This window comes from Nocardia sp. NPDC060220 (genome assembly GCF_042727815.1).
In the GTDB taxonomy this organism is placed as follows: Bacteria; Actinomycetota; Actinomycetes; order Mycobacteriales; family Mycobacteriaceae; genus Nocardia.
Genome location: NZ_JBHWZY010000757.1, coordinates 1 through 3393, shown reverse-complemented (window position 1 = coordinate 3393; position 3393 = coordinate 1). Strand labels below are relative to the sequence as shown.

At 70.2% G+C, this 3393-nt stretch carries 2 pseudogenes; one reads left to right on the top strand and one right to left on the bottom strand.

The features are described 5' to 3' along the window. Nucleotides 1-3327 (bottom strand): annotated as a pseudogene (locus ACFWF3_RS29080) (amino acid adenylation domain-containing protein); the annotation flags it as partial. On the opposite strand from ACFWF3_RS29080, the pseudogene ACFWF3_RS29075 reads away from it, so the two are divergent. Continuing rightward, a pseudogene (locus ACFWF3_RS29075) lies at nt 3319-3393 on the top strand (hypothetical protein); the annotation flags it as partial. The pseudogenes ACFWF3_RS29080 and ACFWF3_RS29075 sit on opposite strands and share 9 nt — an antisense overlap.

The following is a 3393-nucleotide window of genomic DNA, read 5'->3' as shown; positions in this document are numbered from 1 at the left end:
GTCGTCGAGCTCGGGTTCACCCCGGCCGGCGATCGGGGTGCCGATCGCGATATCGGTGCTGCCGGAGATCCTGGCGAGCAGCACGGCCAGTGCCGCGTGCACGACCATGAACAGCGACGCGTTGTGCCTGCGGGCGATCTCGGCGAGGCGGACATGAACGTCGGCGGTCAGGGTGGTGCTCACATCGGCGCCGCGCAGCGAGGCGTGCGAGGGGCGCGGATGGTCGTGCGGCAGCTCGACCGTGCCCGCCTGCCCCGACAGCGTGTGCCGCCAGAACTCCAACTGCCTCGCGGCGGTGGAATTCTCGTCGGATTCCGAGCCGAGCACCTCGCGCTGCCACAGCGCGTAGTCGGCGTACTGCACGGGCAGTGGCGACCAGGCGGGTGAGCGTCCTTCGACGCGGGCCCGATAGGCGATCACGAGGTCACGGGCCAGCGGCGCGAGCGAAGCACCGTCGGCGATGATGTGCTGCACCACTACGGCGAGCACGTACTCTTCCTCCGCGAGCGGGTCGTCGGCGGGCGAGGTGAACAGCCCGGCGCGCAGGGGAACTCTCTCGGCGACATCGAAACCGCCCGCGAGCAAACGCATCACCCGGTCACGTGGATCGTCGCATTCCTCCAGCGCGAGGCCGGTCGGCAGCACCGCGCTGACGGGCAGGATCTCCTGATACGGAACAGCGTCGGCGTCATCGGCCGGGAAACGGGTGCGCAGCGCCTCGTGCCGTTCGAGCACATCGGCGACGGCATAGCGCAGCGCAGAGGTGTCGAGCGCGCCGCGCAACCGCAGGACCAGCGGGATGTTGTACGCCGGTGAGTCGGGGTCGATGCGGTTGAGCAACCACATCCGCTGTTGCGCGGGCGAGAGCGGAACGACGCCACGGTCCTGCGCCGGAATCAGCGGTGGTCGTGGCGCGGCCACCGAACCTGGGCGCACGCGGGCCGCGAGCGAGCCGACGGTGGGCGCCTCGAACAGGTCACGTACCACCAGGTCGGTACTCAGTGCCTGGTCGATGCGGGCGATGGCCCTGGTGGCCAGCAGCGAGTTGCCGCCGCGGTCGAAGAAGTTGTCGTCCAGACCGATCTCGGGCACGCCGAGCAGGGTCGCGAATACCTCGGCGACGCTGAGTTCGATGGGAGTGGTCGGCGCGCGGAAGGTGGTGGCGGCGGTGAACTCCGGTGCGGGCAGTGCCGCCCGGTCGAGTTTGCCGTTGGTGGTCATCGGTAGTTCCGCGACCACCACGACAGCGTCGGGAACCATGTATCCGGTGAGGAAGTCGGCTACGGCCGCCCGCACTTCCACCGGGTCCAGACCCGCGACCACGCGAAGATCGGCGGGCGTGGAGTCGTCGTCTAACCCCGCGCCGCTGTCGCCACGTCCGAAGCGCGCGCCTACCGGCGGCTTCGGAAGTACGGTCGTGGGCGCGTCGTTCGGATCGACTGCATCTGTCGCCGGGACGACGTAGGCGATCAGCCGGTCTCCGGCGTGCTCGTCGGCACGCACGATGACCGCGGACTGCCCGACGCCGGGCACCCGCAGCAGGGCTGCCTCGATCTCGCCCGGTTCGATCCGGAAACCACGCAGCTGCACCTGCTGGTCGCCGCGGCCGCCGTATTCGAGGGTGGGGGTGCCACGGAACCCGATCCAGCGACCGAGGTCGCCGGAGCGGTAGCGCCGGGCGCCCGGTTCACCGAACGGGTCGGCGACGAAGCGGGTGGCGGTGAGACCGGGCTTGCCGAGGTAGCCGCGCGAGAGCTGGTTGCCCGCGATGTAGAGCTCACCCGCCACACCGAACGGCACCGGACGCAGACGGTCGTCGAGGACGACCACCGACAGTCCGGGCAGCGCACGGCCGATGAGGCTGCCGGGCAGGTCGACGGCAGATCCGCCGATGTGGTCGGCGTCCACCGGCGCCCGGTCGGCGACGATGTCCGCCGTCCGCGCGGTCAGGACCTGGTGCGAGACATGGACGGTGGTCTCGGTGATGCCGTACATGTTGACGAGTTCCGGTGCGCCCGGCCCGTTTCCGTAGCGGTCGTACCAGCGGCTGAGCTTGCGGGGGTCGAGGGCCTCACCACCGAAGACCACGTACCGCACCGGCAGTGCGATGGCGCCCGCGGCCTGCGCGGCCCGGTCGGCTTCGTCGAGCTGGGCGAAGGCGGTGGGCGTCTGGCTCAGCACCGTCACGTGTTCACGGGCCAGCAGTTCGCGGAATTCGATCGGCGACCGGGAGGTCAGGTGGTCGACGACGACCACCGACGAACCGCCTGCCAGCGCGCACCACAGTTCCCAGACGGAGAAGTCGAAGGCGAAGGAGTGGAACACCGTCCACACGTCGTCCTCGTCGAAGGCGAACAGCAGCTGGGTGTTGGCGAACAGCTCGAGCACATTGCGGTGGGTGACACCGACGCCCTTGGGCAGGCCGGTGGAACCTGAGGTGTAGATGACGTACGCGAGATGATCCGGGCGCAGCGGGGCACGGCGTTCATCGGGATGCAGCGGAGCGTCGCTGTAGACGGGCGGCTCGTCGAGCAACACCACGGGCAGATCCGCGAGCGGCGTCAGCAGTCCGTGCTCGGCCGAGGTGGTCAGCACAACAGCGGGTTTCGCGTCGTCGACGATGTAGGCCAGCCGCTGCGCCGGGTATCCGGAGTCGATCGGCAGGTAGCCCGCACCCGACAGCAGCACCGCGAGCAGCGCGACCGGCAGCTCCTCGGTGCGCGCAACGGCCACAGCCACCAGGGTTTCCGGGCCCGCGCCCCGCACGACGAGCGCGCGGGCCAGCGCCGATGCCCGACCGAGGAGGCCGGCGAAGGTGAGGGACCGCTCCCCCGCCCTGATCGCGATCGCCTCGGGACGCTGTTGCGCCTGGGCGGTGATCAGGTCGGTGAGCGTGACCTCGGGAACCGCGATGCCGGGCGAATAGCCCTCGCGCAGGACGAGTTCACGCTCGCCGGGGGCGAGCACGTCGATATCGCCGACCGGCTTGGCCGGGTCGGCCACCACCGCGGCGAGCACCCGCGTCCAGCGGTCGGCGAAGTCGGCGACCGTGGCGCGGTCGAAGAGGTCGGTGGCATAGACGAAGGTGGCCGCCAGGCCCTGCGGCGCGCCGTCGACGCCGATGTGTTCGGCGAGCTCCACCTGCAGATCGAACTTCGCCAGTGGCACCGTGAAGTCGGCGGCGGAGACGGCGAGGCCGGGCAACGCCAGGTCGGTGCGGGCCAGGTTCTGGAAGGTCAGCATCACCTGGAACAGCGGGTGCCGCGCGGTCGAACGCACCGGCTCCAGCAGGTCGACGAGCCGCTCGAACGGCACATCGCCGTCGCCCAGGAGCGCTGCACCTCGCTCTACGGCGTCCCCACCATGTTCATAGGAGAACTGAACCTCGCCGAC